General features: G+C 58.2%; 23 protein-coding genes. 10 read left to right on the top strand and 13 right to left on the bottom strand.

Annotated elements, in window-relative coordinates:
- Positions 1 to 5 precede the first annotated feature (5 nt).
- Positions 6 to 977 carry a LysR substrate-binding domain-containing protein gene (locus ACN0SC_RS08820; protein WP_417249303.1) on the bottom strand — a complete coding sequence of 324 codons (972 nt, stop codon included), beginning with the start codon at positions 975 to 977 and terminating at the stop codon, positions 6 to 8.
- A gap of 219 nt (positions 978 to 1,196) precedes the next feature.
- Here ACN0SC_RS08820 and ACN0SC_RS08815 point away from each other — a divergent pair, with 219 nt between their 5' ends.
- The gene (locus ACN0SC_RS08815; protein WP_417249302.1) at positions 1,197 to 1,841 is read left to right on the top strand and encodes a hypothetical protein; all 645 of its coding nucleotides are present in this window, start codon (positions 1,197 to 1,199) and stop codon (positions 1,839 to 1,841) included.
- A gap of 112 nt (positions 1,842 to 1,953) precedes the next feature.
- Here ACN0SC_RS08815 and ACN0SC_RS08810 read toward each other — a convergent pair whose 3' ends face one another.
- Genes ACN0SC_RS08810 through ACN0SC_RS08800 form a run of 3 tightly spaced genes read right to left on the bottom strand, consistent with a single transcriptional unit; the run spans position 1,954 to position 4,566 of the window.
- Positions 1,954 to 3,741, bottom strand: coding sequence for a sensor histidine kinase (locus ACN0SC_RS08810; RefSeq protein WP_417249301.1), 1,788 nt, complete (start codon positions 3,739 to 3,741; stop codon positions 1,954 to 1,956).
- Positions 3,738 to 4,394, bottom strand: coding sequence for an RNA polymerase sigma factor (locus ACN0SC_RS08805; RefSeq protein ID WP_417249300.1), 657 nt, complete (start codon positions 4,392 to 4,394; stop codon positions 3,738 to 3,740). Before ACN0SC_RS08805 ends, ACN0SC_RS08810 begins: the two co-directional genes overlap by 4 nt.
- Positions 4,387 to 4,566, bottom strand: a complete 180-nt coding sequence (locus tag ACN0SC_RS08800; protein ID WP_417249299.1) for a NepR family anti-sigma factor — start codon at positions 4,564 to 4,566, stop codon at positions 4,387 to 4,389. Before ACN0SC_RS08800 ends, ACN0SC_RS08805 begins: the two co-directional genes overlap by 8 nt.
- Positions 4,567 to 4,725: 159 nt before the next feature.
- Between ACN0SC_RS08800 and ACN0SC_RS08795 the strand changes: the two genes are divergently transcribed.
- Positions 4,726 to 5,538 (top strand): response regulator, encoded by an 813-nt coding sequence (locus ACN0SC_RS08795; protein WP_417249298.1) that lies wholly within the window; start codon positions 4,726 to 4,728, stop codon positions 5,536 to 5,538.
- A gap of 100 nt (positions 5,539 to 5,638) precedes the next feature.
- On the opposite strand, the gene ACN0SC_RS08790 is transcribed toward ACN0SC_RS08795, so the two are convergent.
- Positions 5,639 to 5,812: a DUF1328 domain-containing protein gene (locus ACN0SC_RS08790; protein WP_417249297.1), complete on the bottom strand. Its 174-nt coding sequence runs from the start codon at positions 5,810 to 5,812 to the stop codon at positions 5,639 to 5,641.
- A gap of 182 nt (positions 5,813 to 5,994) precedes the next feature.
- Here ACN0SC_RS08790 and ACN0SC_RS08785 point away from each other — a divergent pair, with 182 nt between their 5' ends.
- Entirely contained in the window at positions 5,995 to 6,306 is a 312-nt protein-coding gene (locus ACN0SC_RS08785) for a hypothetical protein (protein ID WP_417249296.1), read from the top strand.
- A gap of 3 nt (positions 6,307 to 6,309) precedes the next feature.
- Positions 6,310 to 6,627, top strand: a complete 318-nt coding sequence (locus ACN0SC_RS08780; RefSeq protein WP_417249295.1) for a hypothetical protein — start codon at positions 6,310 to 6,312, stop codon at positions 6,625 to 6,627.
- Between the two features lie 82 nt (positions 6,628 to 6,709).
- On the opposite strand, the gene ACN0SC_RS08775 is transcribed toward ACN0SC_RS08780, so the two are convergent.
- The 3 genes from ACN0SC_RS08775 to ACN0SC_RS08765 form a co-directional block, all read right to left on the bottom strand.
- The gene (locus tag ACN0SC_RS08775) at positions 6,710 to 7,720 is read right to left on the bottom strand and encodes a GDP-mannose 4,6-dehydratase (RefSeq protein ID WP_417249294.1); all 1,011 of its coding nucleotides are present in this window, start codon (positions 7,718 to 7,720) and stop codon (positions 6,710 to 6,712) included.
- Between the two features lie 11 nt (positions 7,721 to 7,731).
- Positions 7,732 to 8,898, bottom strand: coding sequence for a nucleotide sugar dehydrogenase (locus ACN0SC_RS08770; RefSeq protein WP_417249293.1), 1,167 nt, complete (start codon positions 8,896 to 8,898; stop codon positions 7,732 to 7,734).
- Between the two features lie 383 nt (positions 8,899 to 9,281).
- On the bottom strand, positions 9,282 to 10,166 hold the full coding sequence (locus ACN0SC_RS08765; protein ID WP_417249292.1) for a hypothetical protein: 885 nt from the start codon (positions 10,164 to 10,166) through the stop codon (positions 9,282 to 9,284).
- A gap of 486 nt (positions 10,167 to 10,652) precedes the next feature.
- On the opposite strand from ACN0SC_RS08765, the gene ACN0SC_RS08760 reads away from it, so the two are divergent.
- The 6 genes from ACN0SC_RS08760 (at position 10,653) to ACN0SC_RS08735 (ending at position 18,829) form a co-directional block, all read left to right on the top strand.
- The gene (locus ACN0SC_RS08760) at positions 10,653 to 12,005 is read left to right on the top strand and encodes a tyrosine-type recombinase/integrase (RefSeq protein ID WP_417249291.1); all 1,353 of its coding nucleotides are present in this window, start codon (positions 10,653 to 10,655) and stop codon (positions 12,003 to 12,005) included.
- Entirely contained in the window at positions 12,002 to 12,709 is a 708-nt protein-coding gene (locus tag ACN0SC_RS08755) for a hypothetical protein (protein WP_417249290.1), read from the top strand. The genes ACN0SC_RS08760 and ACN0SC_RS08755 overlap by 4 nt, the downstream gene beginning before the upstream one ends.
- A gap of 96 nt (positions 12,710 to 12,805) precedes the next feature.
- Positions 12,806 to 13,024 carry a helix-turn-helix transcriptional regulator gene (locus ACN0SC_RS08750; RefSeq protein ID WP_417249289.1) on the top strand — a complete coding sequence of 73 codons (219 nt, stop codon included), beginning with the start codon at positions 12,806 to 12,808 and terminating at the stop codon, positions 13,022 to 13,024.
- 140 nt (positions 13,025 to 13,164) lie between these two features.
- The gene (locus ACN0SC_RS08745) at positions 13,165 to 16,074 is read left to right on the top strand and encodes a hypothetical protein (RefSeq protein ID WP_417249288.1); all 2,910 of its coding nucleotides are present in this window, start codon (positions 13,165 to 13,167) and stop codon (positions 16,072 to 16,074) included.
- Positions 16,075 to 16,153: 79 nt separating this feature from the next.
- Positions 16,154 to 18,541, top strand: a complete 2,388-nt coding sequence (locus ACN0SC_RS08740; protein ID WP_417249287.1) for a DotA/TraY family protein — start codon at positions 16,154 to 16,156, stop codon at positions 18,539 to 18,541.
- Between the two features lie 66 nt (positions 18,542 to 18,607).
- Complete coding sequence (locus tag ACN0SC_RS08735; protein WP_417249286.1) at positions 18,608 to 18,829, top strand: hypothetical protein; 222 nt, start codon at positions 18,608 to 18,610, stop codon at positions 18,827 to 18,829.
- Between the two features lie 436 nt (positions 18,830 to 19,265).
- Here ACN0SC_RS08735 and ACN0SC_RS08730 read toward each other — a convergent pair whose 3' ends face one another.
- From ACN0SC_RS08730 to ACN0SC_RS08710, 5 genes are read right to left on the bottom strand one after another with little or no spacing between them, the layout of a single operon-like run.
- Positions 19,266 to 19,655, bottom strand: a complete 390-nt coding sequence (locus ACN0SC_RS08730; RefSeq protein ID WP_417249285.1) for a hypothetical protein — start codon at positions 19,653 to 19,655, stop codon at positions 19,266 to 19,268.
- A gap of 11 nt (positions 19,656 to 19,666) precedes the next feature.
- Entirely contained in the window at positions 19,667 to 20,068 is a 402-nt protein-coding gene (locus ACN0SC_RS08725) for a hypothetical protein (protein ID WP_417249284.1), read from the bottom strand.
- 12 nt (positions 20,069 to 20,080) lie between these two features.
- Positions 20,081 to 20,992, bottom strand: coding sequence for a relaxase/mobilization nuclease domain-containing protein (locus ACN0SC_RS08720; protein WP_417249283.1), 912 nt, complete (start codon positions 20,990 to 20,992; stop codon positions 20,081 to 20,083).
- On the bottom strand, positions 20,989 to 21,150 hold the full coding sequence (locus ACN0SC_RS08715) for a hypothetical protein (RefSeq protein ID WP_417249282.1): 162 nt from the start codon (positions 21,148 to 21,150) through the stop codon (positions 20,989 to 20,991). Before ACN0SC_RS08715 ends, ACN0SC_RS08720 begins: the two co-directional genes overlap by 4 nt.
- Before the next feature lies 1 nt (position 21,151).
- Complete coding sequence (locus ACN0SC_RS08710) at positions 21,152 to 21,463, bottom strand: plasmid mobilization protein (RefSeq protein WP_417249281.1); 312 nt, start codon at positions 21,461 to 21,463, stop codon at positions 21,152 to 21,154.
- Positions 21,464 to 21,584 lie beyond the last annotated feature (121 nt).

The following is a 21,584-nucleotide window of genomic DNA, read 5'->3' as shown; positions in this document are numbered from 1 at the left end:
AGCGATCAGAGGGCCATGCGCATCGCATTGGCCCTCTTTTCCTGTCCCGCCCATTTCTTTGTCTTATGGCGTTTCACAAGGTCACAGATCATCTGCGCGGCGGGTGGCAGTTGCGCGTCCGCGCGTGTGATGATCCCGAATTCCTCCACCGAGATGGAGAAGCGTGTGCGCAGGATATGCACCTGACCGCGGGCGGCGAAATGCTCCGCGACGGGACGCGCGACCGCGGCGATACTGTCGGTCTCGCCCGCAAAGGCCAGCGACATGAGCGCCGAAGAGGTGCTGACGAGGCGGTCGGGCTGCGGCAGGCCCATATCGCGAAACGCACCGTCAATCGTGCGCGCAAGGATCGAGTTCTGCGGTGGCAGGATCCATTTCCATTCGAAGAGGTCGGCGTTCTCCACTTTGCCTTCGATTTTCGCCAGCGGGTGATCCTTGCCGACGATGAAGCTCACGGGTTCCTTGGCCAGTGAACAATAGGTGAGGTTGCGCGACAGCTCGTCGGCAGGCAGGCGGCCAAGCGCGAAATCAAGCGCGCCATTGCGCACCATGGGACCGAGTTGGTTGGAGGTGGCAACCTCGACATCCACCCTGATCCCTTCGGACAGTTCGCGGGCGGTGCGCACGGCGGGGATGACCATTTCGATTGCAGGCCCCGTGACCGAGCCGATCCGCACCGTGCCGTGGACACCTGAGGCAATCTCGCTCACCTCGCGGTCGGCATCGTCGATCTCGTTGAGAATACGTTGCGCGCGGGCGGCGAAGGCGCGCCCCGCTTCGGTCAGTTTAATCCCGCGCCCGTGGCGTTCAAACAGGGGTGTGCCAAGGATCTGGTGGATCTCGCTTGCCAGACGCGAAGCCGCAGGTTGCGCCAGCCCAAGTCGCAGCGCGGCGTCCGAGAGCTTTTCCTCGCGTGACAATGCTGCGGCAAGACGCAGGTGGTTCATCTTCAATCCACGGGCAAGCAGACGTTCCATCGCGGCTCCAGTTCTCGTTGGGGTGGCATTTGTCACATAACAATACGAGCAAGTGTTGCGCCGTAGAACCCCTAATCGGTCATATTTTCTCACCTTGAGCGGGTTCGCGCGGCTCTGGCCTTCTTGCCGGATTTTCTCGGAACTCTCATTGGATGGCGGCGTTGGGTTCACGAGGCGCATGAGCGCCAGCACAGTGAAATCCAACGAAGGAGATCAAAGATGTTTACGTCTAAAACTCTCGCACTCGGCGCAGCTCTCGGGTGCGCATTGACCGTCCCCGCCGCCCTTACGGCACAGGAGGCTGCGACCGAAACCTCGGAGGCTGGCCTGTCTACGGGCATCTCCGCTGAGGCCGAAACCGATCTCTCCGCGACGATCGAAGATGGTGACGTCAAGGACGCCGCCGAAGAGACCGCCGAGAGCGTTGGTGACGCCGTTGAGGATGCAGGTGATGCGGTTGCGGATGGCGTCGAGGGCGCGATGAATGCGGCCGATGATGCGGTTGACAGCATGGCCGCCGAAACCGATGCGGCCACCGAACTGGACACTGGCATGACGGTGCAGGGGGAGGCCTCAATCCTCGCCAACGTCGAGGATCCGAATGCGCTCATTGGCGTGCGGGTCTATGACGAAAACGAGGAATGGGTTGGCGAAGTCGACTCGGTTGCCGCAGCCACCGCCTCCGAAGAAGGTGAGGTCATCGTCGATGTCGGCGGATTCCTTGGTCTTGGTGAAAAGCCTGTAGCGGTCGCTGAATCCGACTTCTCGGTATCCTATGACGAGGACGGCGATCTCGACTACTTGATCGTGTCGCTCACAATGGAAGAACTGGAAGCCATGCCCGAGGCCGATACGCAGATGTAAGGCACGCGCCGCGCATCTTCCTCACGAGGTATGACAAGGAAAGGCCCCGCATGTGCGGGGCCTTTTCGTGTTTGGAGCGTCGTTTGACATTAGGGCTTACCGAAGTCTCGTGTCAGCTTTCGCCAGCTTCCCCAAAGTGCGCCATCTTGGCATCGTCGGGATCGGCCTCATCGAAGGGGGCGGGGCTGAAGATCAGGCGAAATTCGTAGTAATCCTCGTCGTCGATGGTCTCCGCATGGCCGTCGATCTGTGTGGCGAACCCGCCGATCAAGGATTGGCCCAGCCCCGAGCCGCGCACCTGTTCGGGCGGGTAGAAGGGCGTGCCGCGCGTGTTGATCACTTCGAGTTTCGCGCGCCCGTCGTCCAATGCTGTGAGCGTGATCGAGAGCGAAGCCGTCCCGTCCTCCAGCCGCCCCATGTATTTGAGCGCGTTGGTCACGGCCTCGGAGACCATAAGAAGGAAGGGCACGGCCTGATCGGGGTAGAGCAGCACGGTGTCGTAGCGCCGTGTCACTTCGATGCGGTTTTGTTCCGTCGATCCTGCGTCGATGGTGTTGTCGATCACCGAACTCATCAGCACATGGGCGGGGACGTTGCCCGTCTGCGGCTGGCTGTAGAGTGCTTGGTGGACGGAGGCGATGGACATCACCCGCATCTGCACTTCCTTGAGCGAGCGGCGCGCCTCTTGCGATGTGGCGCGGCGGATCTTGAGGTTCACGATGGAGGCGATCAGTTGCAGGTTGTTCTTTACGCGATGGTGGACCTCTTTCAGCAACACGTTTTTCTCGTGCAGGAGGTTCTCCAGATTGGCCTCGTCGCGCAGAACCGTTTCGGCGAGATCGGTCCAGACCGCGTCGATCTTCTGGATCTCTTCGGGCAGGCTGCGGTGTTGGGGCAGCGACTGGATGGTGCGGTCGTGGCCATAGGCGGCCATGTGTCGGGTCAGTGCGCGGATATGGCGGATAACGAGGTGGTGGACCGAGGCATAGGCAGCGACCAGACCCGCGATCAACATCAGGGCTGGGAAGACCAGCGGCGACAGGAACGGCCACGCCAGCGACAGGCGCGGCGCAGAGCCAAGCGCGTAAAGAACGCCAGGAATGATGGGCACCACGGCGAAGCGGCGTGGCTCCCCTGCGGCGGTGTCGTCGCTGAAGGTAAATTGCCGCAATGCCACGAGGCTTTCGAGTGTGCGGCTTGCGGGAAGGGCTTCGTCGATCTGGTCCAGACCGCTGTTGGTCGAAATGATATCGCCCGCTTCGTTGAAGGTCAGGATTGTCTCGATTGTTTCGTTGGGTGTGTGGCCGAGGATATCGCGGATGCGTCCGTGCGGGACGGACACCATGACGAACCCTGTGTAGAGGCGGTCCACGAACACGGGTGCGGCGGTGACGATGACCGAGGTCTGGCTGACCTGTCCGCTGGTGGAGGCCATGACCATCTGGTCGGGATTTTCTGTCATCGGACCATGCACCAACCCGCCCGAGATATCCGTGCCCACTTCCGACGAGCCACATCTCACGACGCCGTTGCGATCTGCGTATCCAGCGAAGGAATACTGCGGATTGGAGCGCACCACGTTGGCAAACATCGCCGAGCAGCCCGCGGGCGTCCCGTCCGCTGCGGTCGCGTCACCATCAAGCCCCGTGCCTATTTCGGTGGAGATATGCGCGGCAAGCGCGGCGACCGTGCCAGAGGCGGAGGCAATGGCCATCGCCTCGCCCGCCGCCGCTTCGGCGGTTTCGGTGAGCAGCGCGGCCTCAACCTGCCGTGCGGCATCGCTTGCGATCTGCACCGCCTGAAGAAAAGCCATGACCCCAATCGGCGCGAGCGCGAGCGCGAGGATTGTCACCATGCGCGAGGCGATGCCGCGAAACGGCCAGATATGCGGGCGGTTCACGCGCCTGACCCGCCCTGACCGCCCGCGTTGACGATGGCGGAAGTGACCGCGTCGGTCATATCGGAATATCCTTCTCCAGAGCTATAGAGCAGGTCGGCAAGGCGGGCGCGCCCGCGATTGACGCGGCTCTTGATCGTGCCTGTGGCGACGCCGCACATGTCGGCGGCCTCGTCATAGGAATACCCCGACGCGCCAACCAGCGCGAGCGCCTCGCGTTGTTCAACGGGCAATGTCTCGAATGCGTCGAGGAACTCGGTCATCTGGAGGTTGCCATCGTGAGCGGGCTTCACAGACATCCGCTCGGCTGCGATGCCGTCAGGATCGGCCACTTCGCGCCCCTTCTTGCGATGCGCCGAGTAGAAGGTGTTGCGCAAAATGGTGAAGAGCCATGCCTGCATATTGGTGCCAGGGGTGAACTTGGCGAGGTTCTTCCACGCCTTCACCAGAGATTCCTGCACCAGATCGTCGGCCTCCGCATCATTGCGGCACAGCGACAGGGCAAAGGCCCGCATGGCGCCGAGGTGGTTCACGATCTCGTCGCGCGGATCGGGTGTCGCGTCCGTTTCTGCGTCGCTGTCGGGCGCGCGCGCCTTGCCTTCGCGCGCATTCGCGGCGGGGCGGGGCGACCCGTTCTGGGGTTCTGCTTTAAGCATCGGGGGTCTCCTGCGATGCATGTTGCGGCGGTTCGTTGTCCTGTTGACGCAACTGTTGCAGGAGGTCGTGGAATTTATCGGGCACGGCTTCATCCGCGCGCTGTTTGAAGGCCCGCCGCAGATTTTCGGCAATCTGGGCCTCGATCGGATCGTCTGGAGAGTTCTGGCTCATTGGTTTTCGCTTCCTTCACCCGGGGGCGTCGCTCATGGTAGCACAGCTACGCGGTCTCATACATTAACGCAGCCGCCCGACGTGCGGTTCCACTTTTCTCGGAACCAAACACGCAGCACCGCGTTTGGTTCCGAGAAAAGTCGAGAAAGGAAGTTATTCATGTCGACGACCACTACGGCACCTACCTTGTCCGAAACCGTTGCAAGCCTCCTGCCGTACCTGCGCCAATACGCGCGTGCGCTATGTGGCAACCAAGACAGCGGAGACGCCTATGTCGCCGCCATGCTGGAGGCGCTTTTGAGTGATCGCAGCGCGTTCGAGAAAGCCTCCAGCCCGCGCGTTGCTGTGTTTCAGGCGTTCCATGCAATCTGGATTTCCAGCGGCGCACCTGCTGGGGCCGAGGACACGGGCATCGCCGCTCGCGCGCAGGCCCATCTGACGCAACTCACTCCCAATACCCGCGAGGTCTTGCTCCTGCGCACCATTGCGGGGTTCTCGCGCGAGGAGGTGGCGGAGATCGTCGCGCTTCCGCTTGAAGATGTCGAGGCGCTCTACACCCGTGCCCTTCGCGATATGGAGGACAGCGTGGCAGGTAAGGTCATGGTGATTGAGGACGAGGCAATTATTGCGCTCGATATCCAGTCGATTGTCTCCGAAATGGGCCATTACGTTACGGGCGTTGCCCCGACCGCAAAGGCTGCTGTGGCGCTCTTCGAGAAGGAGATGCCAGACCTGATCTTGTCGGACATCCAGCTTGCCGATGGTTCCTCGGGCATTGACGCGGTGAACGACATCCTCAAAGCGGCAGGCGATGTCCCAGTGATTTTCATCACGGCCTTCCCCGAGCGTTTGTTGACGGGGGAGCGCCCCGAACCTGCCTTTGTCATCCCCAAACCCTACACCGAACAGCAGGTGAAGTCGGCGGTGTCGCAGGCGATGTTCTTTGCCTCGACGCAAACCCTGACCGTTTGAACAACACTCCTACCGCCCTACAAGAAAGCCCCCCGCGACGTGATGCGCGGGGGGCTTTTTGTGTCTTTCGTGGTCTTCCACGGGATCTTCTGCGGGGGTGTTAGACGGGGGGCTTGCCTCGCACGGCACGTGCGATGAGCGCGATAATGAACAGCGCGAGGAAGATGAAGAAGATCAGTTGCGCGATGCCAGCAGAGGCGGAGGCGATGCCGCCAAATCCGAACACGGCAGCAATGATCGCGACGACGAAGAATGTAATGGCCCAACCAAGCATTGGTAGTCTCCTTTCGGGTCTGATTCAGATGGTCGCGGTGGTAGCGACCTTCACCAAACCAACCCGCGCCGTGCCCCGCGAGTTCCGAGAAAATCGCGGCTGGACCTGTTCGGGAACCATTTCCCCCGCCGCCGCGTTCTCTCCCCAGACAGCCTACGACATATGTAAAGGAGGCCAAAAAAATGCCGAGTAAAACACAATCCCAGACCGCCGATGTGAAGGCGGAACTCGAAACACTGCGCGCCGATTTCGGTGCGCTTGCCAAAGAGGTCAACAGCCTTGTGCAGATGCAAGCTGCCGCCGCGAAAGAAGGCGTTTCGGAGCGCGCATCGGAATTGCAATCAGCAAGCCAGCGCGAGTTGGACCGGCTCGGCAAAGCCGCCACGGCATCTGTCGAGGAGGCCGAGACCTTCGTCAAATCCAATCCGGCGGGTTCTGTCGCGGGCGCGGCGGCGGTCGGCTTTGCGCTCGGCGCACTTCTGGCGCGGAAGTAACCGATGTCCCCGAGCAATCCCCCTCTTTCCGCGCGGCTCGCTCTGTCGGTTGCGGCGGCGATGATCGGTGTTGCGGGCCTTGTGATGCTGGCGCGCGCGGCGTGGCTGGCTTTGGCCCTGCGTTTCGATCCGATCACCGCGACCGCAATTGAGGGCGGGGTTCTGGTTGTGGTCGCAGGGTTCATGTGGCTCCTCGCACGGCCCTCTGCGCCACCCACGCCTCCCGTTGAAAGCGCCGCCGAGGCGAACCCTTGGGCTACATTGGCAGGAGCCTTTGTCGAGGGGATGCGGGCAGGGCGCGGTTATGGCGCGTCGCGGTAATCCCGCAACTTTCCCAATCCCGAAATCATGAAAATGGCGGCGCATTCGCGTCGCCATTTTTCGGATCGCGCCACCATCTGTCCTAGATGTCGTAATACTGCCGATACCAGCGCACGAAATTGGCCACGCCTTCAGGCACAGCCGTTTGCGGCGCATAGCCCGTGAGCCGTTTGAGCAAGGACGCATCGGCCCATGTCGCGGGCACATCACCGGCTTGCATCGGCATCAGGTTGCGCTCGGCCTTTTTGCCGGTGGCGTTTTCAATCGCTTCGATAAAATCCACCAGTTGCACAGCATCATTGTTGCCGATGTTCACCACGCGGTAGGGGGCCACGGGGGACAGGCTGTCGCCCTCCTCCACCTCTCCGTTTTCGGGCCGCACAGGCACCGCGTCGATCAACAGTCGGATCGCGTGAACGAGGTCTTCGACATAGGTGAAGTCGCGTTTCATATCGCCGTAATTATACACGTCGATGGGCTTGTCTTCGAGGATCGCCTTGGTGAACTTGAACAGCGCCATATCCGGCCGCCCCCACGGGCCGTAGACCGTGAAGAAGCGGAACATGGTGATCGGAAGATCAAAGAGATGGGCATAGCTGTGCGCCATGTTCTCGGTCGATTTCTTGGTTGCCGCGTAAAACGACATCTGGTGATCGGCCTTGACCGTCTCCTGATAGGGCATGTCCGTATTCGCGCCGTAAGCCGAGGAGGTCGAGGCCAGCAGCATGTGTTTGGGCGGATAGGCCCGCGCCGCTTCAAGCAATTCAAACGTGCCAACAATATTGCTCTCAAGATAGGAGCGCGGGTTCTCGATGGAGTAGCGCACCCCCGCTTGGGCTGCGAGGTGGATCACGGCGTCGGGCTTTTCCTCTTCGAACAGCGACATCAACAGGCCGGGCGGTTCGACCTTGTCATGCACCGAGCGGTAATTCTCATAGGCCAGAAGCGTGTCCTCGCGCCGCGCTTTGAGCGCCACGTCGTAATAGTCGGACATGCAATCCAGCCCGATGACGCGCCAGCCTTCTTCGAGCAGTTTGCGGCAGACGAAAGAGCCGATAAATCCGGCGGCACCGGTGACAAGAGCTGTGGGCATGGGTCTTTTCCTCAATCAGCGTGGAACAGGTCGCGGGTGAAGATCTTCTCCGGCACATCCGAGATGTCATCCGTCACACGGTTGGCGACGATCACATCGGCCTCGGCCTTGAACGCATCGAGATCATTGACCACCCGCGAGCCGAAGAAATCGGGCTCCGTCATCACCGGTTCATAGACGATCACCTCGATGCCCTTGGCCTTGATCCGCTTCATGATGCCCTGAATGGAGGACTGGCGGAAATTGTCGGAGCCGGCCTTCATCACGAGGCGATGGATGCCGACGACCTTCGGCCCCTTCATCAGGATCTGGTCGGAGAGAAAATCCTTGCGCGTGCGGTTGGCGTCCACGATGGCGCGGATGAGGTTTTGCGGCACGTGGTTGTAGTTGGCGAGCAACTGCTTGGTGTCTTTCGGCAGGCAATAGCCGCCATACCCGAAAGAGGGGTTGTTGTAATGCCCGCCGATGCGCGGATCGAGGGAGATGCCGTCGATGATCTGGCGCGTGTCCATGCCGCCCGCCATCGCATAGCTGTCCAATTCGTTGAAGAAGGCCACGCGCATGGCGAGATAGGTGTTGGCAAAGAGCTTGATCGCCTCCGCCTCATCGGCATCGACAAAGAGGACATTCACGTCCTTTTTGATTGCGCCATCAAGCAGGAGGTTGGCAAACACCTCGGCGCGTTCGGAACGCTCACCTACGATGATCCGTGAGGGATGCAGGTTGTCATAGAGCGCACGGCCTTCGCGGAGGAATTCGGGGCTGAAGATGACCTGCTCTGTGTCCATTTGCGCGCGAAGCTGGCGGACGTAGCCCACGGGGATCGTCGATTTGATCACGATGGTTGCGGTCTCGTTGACGGCAAGAACCTGAGCCACGACCGCCTCGACGGAGGAGGTGTCGAAATAGTTGCTTTTCGGGTCGTAGTTCGTCGGGGTGGCGACGATCACGAATTCCGCATCCTTATAGGCCGCTTGCGCATCCGTGGTCGCGGTCAGGGACAAGTCTCGGTTCGCCAGAAAGTCCTCAAGCTCGGGGTCGACAATCGGGCTCTTGCCTGCATTGACGATATCCACACGGTCTTGCGACACATCGACCGCCACGACGTCATGGGCTTGTGCTAGCAATACTGCGTTCGACATGCCTACATAACCAAGACCAGCGACAGCTATCTTCATCTGTTTACCCTTTCGCGCCGCAACCCATCCGGTTGCGGCATATCTCAAAGCGCCGAATGATGACAAACGGCACGCAAATGAACTCCGAGCGACCTATGGCACTTTGTGGTATTTGCATTGGCGATGCGCAACACAATTATGCGTCCTTTCAAGCAACTATCGCCATTGCGCCGTACGGACGGCTATATCTTTGGCAATGATCGCGTGATTACATCTCGGCAGCGGCAGACCTCCAGTCAACGGACGCCTCCCGTTTTTTTCAACAGTTTCCGCGTCACCGAGCATCTGCTGAAAAGCGTCAAGAACACGGTCATGCTTTCGGGGAGGGCGATCTACCGAGAACAGAGCAAATCTTGACGCCTTTCGATGCGAAGAGTGTCTTTCTAGGGCATCATCATGCTGGCTGCGCCCGTTGCCAAGCGCGCCACATCACCTAAATCGTCCAGCATGCTTTTGATCATACTTCCAGGCGCTGATCCAATGTCCCAATCGGCGGGCAACCGTTCCGTCAGTAGTTCACCCAAATCAACACCGCCAGAGCGATCATAGTCAAATGAGTGAAGGACCGCCGAGCTAGCCAGAGGCGCGATGGTGAAGCCAGCCGTTACTGCCGCCACAAACTCGTCGCTGGCAGAGCCACTAGATGACGCCGAGCCTAGAGTTAGGCTGGCGCGAAACACACGTGCCATCTCAGCAACGGAAAGCTCACTGTCTCCAGAAACATCAGCGACGGCGAATATCTTTGCAGGGCAGGTTCGGACATCGCCTTGGCAAGTCCAAACGGCTTCGTCGAGGTCTTGGAGGAATGCCAATGCCTCTCCAAATACGAGAGAAATTTCAAGCGGATAGCCAGAACAACTTTCGCCCGTTGATGTGTCGAATTGCTCGGGCTTTCTTTCCGGAATCAGTTCGCCCGCGAGCATGCCCTCATGGACCCCGGGAACTTCATCGGCTGAGGGTGTGCTGTCCAGCCACGCAAATTCAAGCTGCCCGTCCTGAGCGCGCATGAGCGTGGGGAAGGCGTCAGACGTGTCGCTCCGGCTGAGGAACCAAGAGCTTCCTCGTGCTTGGAGAAACTCGTTTGGGTGTATTTCGATCTGGTCATCATAGATATGGGCGGTGATTGAGTAGCCTTGGTAAATCAGTGATTCCGGCTCTTGGCATCCAAGTTCATTCAAGCTCCAGAGCCCCACGATTTCTTCTTGTGCGAAGGCGCATGTTGCAGAGACCGACAATGCGGCAGCTATAATCAACCTTGGAAACATCATTAGTTCTATCCCATATCAGTAGCTATGTCCTTAAAGCGACTGTAGGGGGCAAGAAATGGTCGCACAACTGCCCTGCTTTTAAGGGGCGTTCGTCGTGGCACTGACGTAAGACATTTTCAGGTAGCCTCGATGGATGCGGTAGGCCGCCCGTGCCGATGCACCATGTCTAGTGCTCTCAACGTCGTCTACGTGAAGCCTGCAGGCCGCCGCGCCGATATACTTAGAAAGCGGAACGAAGCCGAAAGTGCGTGATATTAGGAAGTTAAATGGTGCCCGGGGGCGGAATCGAACCACCGACACGAGGATTTTCAATCCTTTTATCAATATAATTCTAGGCCCATATAAAATTGGTCAAATCTGAGATTATACCTTTATTTATAAGGATATAATGGACTTTCACATTGTAGAATGCATATGCACATTGCGGCATGCGCCTGCACAGAATAGTATGTGCTTTGTAGTCCATGTGTAGCCCGGAGAGATTGAATGTCTGCAATTAAATTCTCAGAAGCATACCTGAGGAATTTGAAACCCCGTCCGGGGCAACGGTATGAAGTAACCGACGCTCTGACAACAGGTTTGAAAGCGCGAGTGTCGCCTGATGGTACGATCACGTTTGTACTGAAAGCGAGAGGCGCGAATTCCAAGGTGACAACAATCACCCTGGGGAAGCACCCAGACCTCTCACTTAAAGAGGCACGAACACGGGCAACTGAAAACCGCCTTGCCATCAAAAATGGTGAGGACGTCAATGCAACGAAACGAAGTCTGCGTCAGGCTGTCGAGGCAAATGGCCTAACCTTGCGAGAACTTCTCGAAGAGTACAGGGAGAAGGCATCTCGCACGAAGAAGATTTGGCAGCCCGCGGGTCCGAAAACTGAGCGGACGCAAGCAAGTCGAGTTATCGAAGCTGTATTCGCAAGCCTTCTGGATCAACCAGTCGAAAGCATTTCGGCGAAGACCTTTGCCACCGCGATCAACAATTATCAACCTGCCCGTGAGGGGAAGGAAACTGCAAACGGTCAGGCAAGTCGCGCCCGTGCTTACCTTGGTCCTGTCTTAGATTGGGCCGCAGGCCGTAAGGCATTCAACAAAGTTGGGGCATCCCGACCTGTGGTTCTCGATGTGGCGAGTATGGATGAAATCCACGATCCGGCATCGTCCGATCCCGAGATCAAGGGAGAGAGATCGCGGGTTTTGACGCAGGATGAACTGGAACGCGTACTGCCACTGTTGAAGTATCCCGCCCCGGCCATCGGAAAGATGAAAACACCTCCTGATGAAGACTATCGGCCGATTGCATTCCGATTCATTCTTTATACCGCTGCCCGGCTCAATGAAGTGGCTTCGATGCGCTGGCAGGACTTAGATAGGCTGAATGGCGTATGGCGGAAGCCAGTTGTGAAAGCCACAAGGGGGCCATCGCGCGGGCAATCTCTTCCTTTGTCTGGGGCAGCCTTGGACATCCTCCGAAGCCTGCCGGGATGGAGCGACGCCAAACCCACAGACCTTGTTTTCCCGAACTCCACGGGAGGAAAGCTGGGGAACTTGACGCGCTTCCAAAAAGCACTGTGCGAAGCGACGGGAACACGGGATTGGCATCGCCATGATCTAAGACGAACGGCTTCAACTCTAATGTACAGCCTCAAGATTTCCGCATTTGTTGTCGATCAAATTTTGGCCCACACGGACCCTTTGAAACGCGAAGGTGTCAGCGCGTCTGCACACGTGTACATTAAGTTGATGAAGATGATGACGAACCAGCGCGACCCCCAAGAGGAGGCCTTGTCTATCCTTGCCGAAGCCTTGGAAATGATTGAGCAGAGGAAAGTCACATGAGTGAAGAAGAGATCGAAGGCGAAGAGTTCCTGATGGAGCCCCAGCCACACTATCCGGAGCTTGACATCAGGGAGTATTTCTCGGACCAGAATATCGAGATAATGACCAAAGAGCTAAGGGGGCGGGGCTGTAAGGAAGCTGCAATCCAAAGGTCTATAAATATCTTGGCGCACCATGCTTCAACTTTCATACAGAACAAGCGTAAGTTTTCTAAGAAGAGCATCGGACCGGATGCTGCGAGGAAACTTGTCGAGGACATCCAGCGACAGACGCGAAAGCTCCGGAGTAAGATTGAGACAGCAAGAGATCTACGCCTTGAGTTCGATAGACAGGATGGAACGTTCAAGAGGTATTCTCTCGGTGATATCCTGAATGCCTTGCAAAGCCTCGAATACATGTTTGGCGAAGAGCTTGTGCAACAAGAGATGCACCATGCCTTTCAAATGGCCGGATTGGAGGAAAAGGCGAAAGGAGGGCAAGGGGACAGGGATTTGGACCAGCTCTTCGATGCGGCCCTTTCAGTTTGGCAGGTCAACGGTGGTGAGCTCAAGCGCTCGAATACAGACGGGGAATATGACGGGCCTACGTTGCGTTTCGTCAAGGCCGCTATCTCAGACTCCTGTATGGCTGTGGGAGTGTCTCAACTGACAGACAAGCGCATAGCGGACAAGATCATTGAAACCAGAGACACACCGTACCGATAAGACCATCCCCGAATTGCGCCAAAAATAATCTAATTCGGGTATTTAGCGCGGCTTACAGCGGCAGACTACCTTCTGTTCAGAACAGGAGGGCATGTCATGCACAACATCAAAAGCGCCGATGATTTTTCCGATTTGGGCTGGGCCACCGTTAATCAAGTTGCGAGCTACCTGAATTGCCACGCCGATACGATCTGGCGCTGGTCCCGCCATCCCGAAAACACTTTCCCGCGTCCGCGTAAACTTGCTGCACGCTGTACCCGATGGAAAGTTTCAGAAATCCTTGAATGGGAAGCGGCCTTGTTGGCTGCCGCATAAAAAAACCCCGCCGCGAATGCGACGGGGTCTTTTTCGTCGCCGGATTGCCGTCCGGCTCAAGTGTAACGTTCGCTTCCATCACACATTTTCCACCCTCAAAATAGGTGATGCGGAGCGCCCAGTCAAGGAACCGACTGATTATGACCGCTCTCCAAGCCCGAAATATCATCAAGAAAACCGCCGCCTCGGTGAACCCTCCCGACTGTGATTTCTACAGGGGTTTTTCTGATGCCGAGGTAGATTTGATCAATCGGACCTTATCACGTTGGAATCGTGAAACCCCATCCGATTTTGCGGAGGAAATCCGCGCGGCAAACTTCTCCACGCCCCCCTCGAACCTCCATGAAATCCGGGATGCAAATTGCGGTTATTACCGCAGTTTTGAATTCACCTACCTTAAAAATACCCTTTCAAATAAAGGTCTTAGCGTTGGTGTCAAATATCCCCTTATGGAGGGATTGTTCAAGTTTGACACTTTTGACACCTACGACCCGATAAATCCGGACCTTTCTGTCACAAATGACGACTTTCCTTGCTCCCTTCCTCCTGCATGGAAGGAGTGTGACCCGAGCCGCATCACGCTCCCTGAGGGCGTGAAATTGGAAATCCATGGTCACTATGTAGACGGTGGTTCAGTGAGAGACATCGGTGATTGGTTTCGCTTCGACACGTTCGACCATGAACTTGTTATCTCGCTCGATACTGAGTTTCAGCGTGACGGCGATGTGAACGATATCGTCAGCTATCAAGTTTTGGCTGTATCTTCGGGGCGGGCTGTTGAAGGCATCTTCTACTGTCAATCCGGCGTGAGGCTCGGTCTCGATGATATTGTCGATGCGTGCCGGTCCCTCCTGGGCGTTCAGCCCAAGAGATTGAAAATGCGGGATCGGAAAAGGGGCGGAGGGTATTTGCCTGCTCCCATTCTGCTCATGAGTCATTTCGGCGGTGCGGAATGGGCCTCTTTCAACCAGAAAAGCCGAGAGGCCCTTGGCGGGGTGTTGAATATTATCCGCAAAGCCCCCGCGTCCCTCGGGACTGTTCCCTTCGAAGTGGTCATGAACAAGCGCAAGGAGTCCTGCGGATTGAAGGTTGTAGACACGACTCTCCTCGCCCCTGCGGGTAAAGGGAGTCTTCGTGCGCTGGGTGAGGTGGTTGGTGTGCCGAAGCTGGAACTCCCCGATGGCGCAATCAGCCGGATGCGAGATTTCCAGATTTCAGACCCTGTGACCTTTGCAGAATATGGCGTGAACGACTGCCGGATTACCTATGCGTATTATGCGCGGATGCATGAACTCGCGGTGGATATGCTCCATCTCCCTGTAATGCCACTGACTCTCGGTGGGTTCGGTGTGTCGGGGTATCGCGAGTACGAAGGTTCCTACAATCTTCTGAAATACCTCGGCCTCGTTGAAGTGCAGGGGTATAGGAAAACGGAACGTGTAAAATCGCGCGGGCGCGAGATGGCAGACGGATTTTTTGGCCCCGCCTTCTCTGGTGGTCTCAATGTCGCGATTCAAGGTGAGTTTGACGACACACTGATCCTCGACCTTGATTTTACCAGTTGCTACCCCAGCGCGGCGGCGTTGCTCGCCGTCCCTGATTGGGAAACCGCCAGATCAACATGCGATTGGCAGGACTTTGCAGGCAATGCAGAGGATTTCCTGTCCGACCACGGGTCTGTTCATGTTGCTCTTGCCGATGTCGATTTCCGCTTTCCCGAGGATTGTCGCTGGCCTTGTATTCCTATCCGTGCGGGATCACGGGGGCTTGTGTATCCGACGTTTGGCTCCGGATATGCGACAACATTGGAACTGATCGAGGCGGTTAACAAAGGGGCGGAGATCAACGTCCGGCGAATGATGACACTTGATCCTGCGAGACGCGAGGACGGTCGTCCCATCCTGATGTTTGCCGACTACCTCTCTGAGATGGTCGCGCGGCGGCGTGAGCACCCAAAAGAATCTCTTGAAAACCTCATGTTCAAAGAGATTGTGAATTCTTTCTATGGAAAGCTGGCTCAAGGGGTTCGGACACGGAATGCCCGCTCTTTTGACGATGTGAAGCCTCTCCCTGACTCCCCGATCACATCTCCTGCTCATGCTGGGGCTATTACCGGGATTGTTCGCACGGCACTGATCGGCCTTATCGACGCGATTGAAGAATGCGGCGGGACTGTACTGGCTGCGACGACTGACGGGGCCATGGCATCGTTTCCACATCTTTCACACCTCCCCCGCCCTGTGTCGCTTGGTGACGTGCCGGGTCTAGTTGAGGCAATGGATCGCAAGATCGGTATCAAAGCCCTGACGGCGGGACTGTCGAATCTTGGGATGGATCAAAACCCTGTCGAGATTAAACATGCCGGAAACAGTGCTATCGTGTGGAAAACCCGTGGTTACATCATCCGTGATGGCGAAGCGGCACAACACGTCGCCCGAGCGGGGCATCGAGCGTCTGCCGAAGACCTGATGCGATTCCACGATGAAGATGACGGGAGTCTCAAGTGGGAGTTGAAGCGGCTCACGTCCGTGCAGTCGATTTGGGACGGTAAACATAACGACCTGATCAACATCACGGAAGTGCGCCGGGTGAATCTTGACTATGACTTCAAGCGTATCCCGACCCCTGATGGTGGGTTTCGCCCGCCTCGCGATATCGCGGAATTTGAAAAGTGGCGGGACAACATGGAGCACATCCGAAAGCGGAATGAGCGGGCGACGCTTTCAAAGGTTCGCACGTCTGTTGCCGGGATCAAGCAACATGGCGGTGAGCGTGAAGCATTGAAGAGACAACTCCTGCGGGCGGTCGTTCAAGATATCGGCGGTGTCTATCCTCGGGTGGATGATGGCAAAGTGACTCAACGGGAATTGGCTGATCTTCTGGGCGTATCCACGATGGATATCAAGAACGCGAAACGCCGAAGTTTTGTCAAACTGCCTCGGACAGAATTGGCTCAAGATGTTTTTGAAGAGATCGCGGACGCTCTGTATGCCGATCCACCTTGCGGTGATTGGGCCGCGTTCGAGACAGGGGTTTTCAGCGATATCTAAAGGTGCGGTTCTTTCGCCGATGTGTGGGAAAATATCGAGACGTTCGCTGATTGATTGCCCTCTACACACGAGACCCGCCATGAAATACCTCTTTTTTCTGATCGCAATGCTGATCGCCTCCCCGGCTCTCGCCGCTGACCCGTCTGCGGCGACGTTCTGGGACGGGTTCGGAACGGAGTTCGGCGATGCCTATTCGAGCGTCATTCTCCATGAAATTTTCGGGCCGCTCTTCCCCTCGGCGGCGGGTGCGTCGGGACCGACGGTTTTTTCTCAAATCATCGGATATCTGAATTTCGCATGCGTCGCGGTCGGCGGGTTGCTGTTCTTCTACAATGTCACGGTCGGAGTTATGCAGACCGCACATGAGGGCGAGGTGCTGGGGAAACGGTGGTCCTCCCTCTGGGCACCCCTGCGTGTGCTTTTCGGCGTCGGCCTCCTGATCCCTCTCCCCGGCCTCGGCGGCTACAATCTGGGGCAGGCAGGCATAGCCTACATCGTCAAGGGAGCGACGGCCTCGGCGTCCGTCGTGTGGACGGCGGCGGCGGAGACGGTGATATCTGATGATATCCCCCTCGCCGCCAGCGCCCCCAGTGTTTCGCCGGGGCTGATCCGGGATTTGTATGCGAACGCGGGGTGCATGAAGCTCGTGCAGTATCAACTCGATATCGCGAGTGGATATGCTGCCGACAATTCAAAGCCGCGCCCGGTGATCGGATATCACCGGATGGTAAATGTTGTGCCGGGCCACGGGTCGCGGGCGCGTGTTCAGGTTCTGCGGGGGGACGGTGAACTCGTTTCATATGCCCCGCCGGAGAGCATTGCAGTGACAACTGCAATCACCTACCCCGGCGATGACAGGAAGTCGTATCCGGGCCTGTGCGGCGGGTGGCAAACGCCGGATATGCCCGTGTATTTGACAGACCTCGGTACAGACGGGGAGGCGCTCCGAGAGGCGTTCAGCACGGGCCACGCAGTTCTGATCGACACTGTGGCCGCCGAAATGTCCACACTGACCGCGACCCATTTTGACGACGCGCGGAATGGCCGAGACATGGCCGATATCTCGGACGAGATTGCTCAGATCACGCGCGATGCAAACTCTGCCATGTCCGAGTTCATGGTTGAACTCCGGGCGGCGGCAATTGAGGCCTCCGGTGCAGATGACGGGCGCGACATGCTCCTTGACCGCATTCGGGGCGATGTGGACTGCACCGGCCCGGATTGTCTCGGAGAAGGCTGGATCGGCGCGGGGACGTGGTACATTACGCTGGCGCGGCTGAACAACCGATTGTCGTCCGTGATCGAGGCAAGGCCGGAGACCGATGGGCCGCAACTTTCGGCGTCTCCCGAAGACCTGTTCGAAGAAGCCGGTGGACGCGCAACCGGGCGGAAATGGCTGGGCCTCGGTTCGTATGTGTCTGAGGACGATGTGGAGGGTATGGCCGCCTCGTCTGAAATGACCCGGACGCTTGAGGGTTATGACAGACAGTTCGCAGAGAGTTCCGGGAAACTTGCCGCCCTTGGCTTTCCTCTCGACGCCGCGACAGTGGCTGAGATTAACTCTGATGCGGCGGACTCGATCTGGGATCGCGTTCCCGGTGCGCAGTCCATGCTCACCAACCTCCACGGAATTCTCCTCTCCGCGTTAGAGCCGGGAAATTTCGCCGATGATCCAATGATCGGCCTCACCTCCATCGGGAAATTTCTGATCACATTCGCATTCGCGCTGATCGGGATTTCAACGTTGGCTGGCCTCGCGACGGGCGGGGCATTGGCGGTCTCTTTCGGACCGATCATCACAGCGATGATCGGCGCGGGCGTGGTCCTGTCTTTCGTCCTGCCCATCATGCCCTTCATCTTCTGGCTCCTTGGTGTCACCGGTTATTTTCTTGTCGTGATTGAAGCGGTGATCGCAATTAACCTTTTTGCTCTGTCACACATGAGGATGGACGGCGAAGGGATCAGCGGCGAGGCGGGCCGGAACGGCTGGTTGCTGATGCTGACCCTCGCCTTTACACCCATGCTGATGATTTTCGGGTTCATCGCGGGAATGGTGATTTTCCGCGTGTCAGATGCGCTCCTGTCCGCCGGATTTTACTACGCTGTTGAGGGCGTCATCGGCGGCGATTTCACATTCGGATTTGTTGCCATCATCGGTTACGCGGTGCTGATGGCGCTGATCTACGTCGTGCTATTGGAAAGGTCTTTCAGCCTGATCACTGAGCTACCCGCGCGGGTTCTGCGCTGGATGGGGGACCGTGATCAAGTCGTCTCCAATACGTATGCCGTCGCCCCTGTGCGCCCCGGTGCGAGGCTTCCTGTGGGTGCGCCCGGCGGGGGTGCCGCGCCGGGTGGTGATCAGCCTCCGAAGCCCTCGGGCGGCGGTGTGCCAAAGCCTACGGGCGGCGGCGTCCCGAAACCCACGGGCGGCAGTTCAAACCCCCGCCCCCCGGTCGGGGGCGGCTGACCGAAAACTTTCTTGCGCACCGGAAATTTGCGCATAGATAGCCCATTGAATGAACTGGAGAGACACATGAACTTTGACGACGTAAAGGCATTGGCCTTCGATTTTTCATCAAGCGACATCGCAGGGAAAACACCCGCTGAACTCGGGCGCTACATTGCTGGAATTGGCGATGTTTCCCCGACGTTCATTGCTTTTGTGATCGCTCTGAAATCGTATGATGATGCTGAAAAGAAGGGGTTCTTTGACGCCTTTTCGAAAGCCGCCGCCCTGTACGAAGAAAATTCCTGAACCGTCGAAGTTTTTTCTTGTATCTGAATTTTCGGCGCATACATACATGATTGTGAGGGCGACAAATTGCCTGATCATCTCGTCCCCCGCCGAACAGGTGGCTTAGAGAGTACAAGCGGCATAGAGAAATCTTGCGCTTAAACAAGGGTCGGTTTCGATTGATCCTTATTGTTACCCGCCGCACAGGCGGTTTGAATGGGCCTCGTAGGTCGATCACATTTTCCCCGCCTGCGCGGGGATGACCCGAGATCGACAAAGTCGTATTCCCCGCCTGCCCGGGGATGAACCGACAATCGCGCCGAAGACCGGTGGTGCTCATCACATTTCCCCGCCTGCGCGGGGATGAGCCGATGTGATGATGGCGAGGTGCAATTCCGTGGAAGCGCGGATAGGTCCATGATCGGGAAACCGGGGCAATGCCCCGGTTTTTCTCGTTTTAAAGACCCGGTTCCATGTCTTCGAACGGGTCTCGAACCTCGGGCCTTTCGTCCTCTGTCTCCCTGCGCCGCGCCGTTCGCGCGGCTCCGGTAGCCTCGGGGATGTGTCGCATCCATCCGCTCTCTTCGTCATCATCGAGATACGTGAGGGCCGCATCCTCGGGCGGCGCGGGAAACTCTTCCGAAAGACGGCGGATAAGCTGTCGGGCAGCCTCGCCCAAGGCCTTGCCCTGGGCAAGGCGTTCGGCCTCGCCTTCGGTCAGCGTTGCTCCAAATCCATCGCACCACCTGAGCCAGCCTGCCGCACGGCGGCAAGCGGTTGCGTCAAGTGGATCTCGGGCAACGGTGGCAGCGTCGAGGAGACAGCGGACGGCATATGTGTTTCGCATGATGATCCTCCTTAGATCAGGTCGAGGATAAGCAGCACGGCAACGCCACCCGCGCCGATTGCAGCGCCGGTGAGGCCGGAAAGGAACGCGGTGATCCGGGTTTCTCGTGCGATAGCCTCGGCCCGTGCCAGAGGCTCCGAGAGGGCCTGTGCGATGTGCTGGCGGGCTTTGTCGATATCGCTCCCGATATGAACCGTGACACCCTCGGACTCGCGTTTTGCGAGGGCGCGTGAGGTTCTTTGGTATCCATTGGATACCTCGGTGAGGGCTGCCCGCGCGGCAGTGAGTTCATCTGTGACGCGCTGTTGCGCTTCGATCAGATCGCCCGCGTAGACGATGAACCGGCGGATATCATCGGACGGCGGCAAGGTTGCATCATCCTCGGCTGCGTCGGGCCTCTTGATCCGTGCCATGGGGTGATCCTGTTATCTGAGGCCCGGTGCGCGAAGGCCGCGCTTCGGCCTCCGCCGAGGGCGGTGTTGCGATTGGAAGCCGGGGGCGAGGAACGGCGCGAACGCGGCTTTCGCGGCCATGCCTGCCGCTCTGCCAAGCTCCCGCCGCGCGGTCCGTGCGGCCCGCATACGCGCCTTCTTGACCTGCTCCGGGTCACGGCCAAGCCGCCGCCGGAGTTGCGTCAATGTTGCCGCCCGGTCGATCCGCCCCGCGCCGATCTTCTGACCGTCAGGGCCGGTTAGGAGTGCGCCGGACCCTTTGCCCTTTTGTACGATCTCGAACGCCCACCCGGTGGCACGGATTTCCCTGTGTAAATCCTTCCAGCTTGTGGCCGTCAGAAGGGCGTTTCTCACGCGCTCCGGTACATCCGGCTGGTAGGGTTCACGGCTACGCCTATGGTCGCGCATACGCTCTCCCGTGGCCGGGGATGGTGCGTTTCGGCCTTCGACGGCGGTCCATCCGCGCTCCGCCTCGATCCGGCGCAACGCGCTCTCAATCTTTGCATAGCTGTTGCTGTCGGAAACAGTTTTGCCGTCCGGCCCGACCCTGTTTACAGCGATGTGAAAATGGGGGTGGTCTTTGTCATCATGCGCGATGACCACCGCCTGATTTTCGGACAACCCGAGGGATTTCAGGACGCGCCGCGCATCCGCCCGCATCATCGCCGGGGTGGGCTGCTCTCCCTGTGCATAGCTGACCGAGATGTGCATGACTGGCTGCGTCGTCCGGGTGCTCTGCGCGGCGGCAACGGTCATCTCAGATGCCGCCGCCTCGGGGCTGTCTGACGCGAGATTATAGAGCGCCAGAAGCCGCCCGCGATTTTGCTTTGTCAGGTATCGTATGAGCCTGCCGAAATTTTCGCCTTTCCGGGTTTTTGCGATCATTGCGGATTGACCTCGGCAGAGGCTTTCCGCGCCGCACGGCGGCGGCGCGGCGTGTCCGCGACGTAGATTAGACCTCGCACGAGTCCGACGATCATGAGCATCATGATGCTGGTGAAAACGATGGTGATCGTGCGGGCCATTGCGGTTTCGGTCGTCATTTCAATCTCCTGTTAGCTCTGTTGCAATTTCAAGAATGCGCTCTCGCGCGGCTGTCACCCGCCCAACCTCAGCCGCCGAAAAAGCCTTTGATGAGTTGCCAACACGGGCAATTTGATTGAGCAATGCACCGACGCGATTCAGCGCCGCAACTGCTTCGACGGTCACGCCCGAGGCTTTGGGTTTGGGCGGCGTCTGCGTCAGAATGAATGACCGGACATAGCTGGACATGGGAAGTGAAACTGACCCCGCCATGTCTGCGATGTGATCCCATTCGCGGTCTGACAATCTGATTTGCAGGATGTTCTCACGCATCATGTATTCCCCGGAAGTTTCTTCCCTCGGAGCCGCAGGCGACTATCGGAGCGACCGCGACCGGCGAAGCGGTTTTGTATATGACTTGTCTATACAAAACATTGCTTGCTGTTCTTACTCT

This window comes from Celeribacter sp. (assembly GCF_048261515.1).
Lineage (GTDB): Bacteria > Pseudomonadota > Alphaproteobacteria > Rhodobacterales > Rhodobacteraceae > Celeribacter.
This window is presented reverse-complemented; position numbering and strand designations above follow the sequence as displayed.